1 pseudogene is annotated in these 628 nt (G+C 38.9%); it reads right to left on the bottom strand.

Annotation, left to right across the window (positions count from 1 at the left end):
- Nucleotides 1-628: pseudogene (locus IE038_RS25665) on the bottom strand (F0F1 ATP synthase subunit alpha); the annotation flags it as partial.

Below are 628 nucleotides of genomic sequence, written 5' to 3'. Positions count from 1 at the left end.
CCGGTATAAATCATAGCTATTTGTTCTTCCACTGTCAAAGGATCTGATTGAGATTGCTTGAGCAACTCGCGTAATCGTTGACCTCTTGCCAATTGATCTTGCGTAGTTTTATCAAGATCAGAAGCGAATTGTGCAAAAGATTCTAACTCTGCAAGTTGAGCTAATTCTAATTTTAATTTCCCAGCTACTTGTTTCATAGCTTTCATCTGAGCTGCGGATCCTACTCTAGATACGGAAAGACCCACATTAATGGCAGGTTGAATTCCTGCATTGAATAGATCAGCTGACAAGAAGATTTGTCCGTCGGTAATGGAAATGACGTTAGTGGGAATATAAGCTGAGACATCTCCAGCTTGAGTTTCAACTATTGGTAAAGCAGTCAAACTACCTCCACCTAACTGCGAATTTAATTTAGCTGCTCTTTCTAATAAGCGAGAATGTAAATAGAAAACATCTCCTGGATAAGCTTCCCGGCCAGGTGGCCTTCTTAATAGAAGAGACATTTGTCGATAAGCTTGTGCTTGTTTGGAAAGATCATCATAAATGATTAATGTATGTTGTTCTTTATACATAAAGTATTCGGCTAAAGCTGCTCCTGTATAAGGAGCAAGATATTGTAATGTAGCAG

The sequence above is a fragment of the Pseudomonas laurentiana genome (assembly GCF_014648275.1).
Taxonomy (GTDB): domain Bacteria; phylum Pseudomonadota; class Gammaproteobacteria; order Pseudomonadales; family Pseudomonadaceae; genus Aquipseudomonas; species Aquipseudomonas laurentiana.
This window is presented reverse-complemented; position numbering and strand designations above follow the sequence as displayed.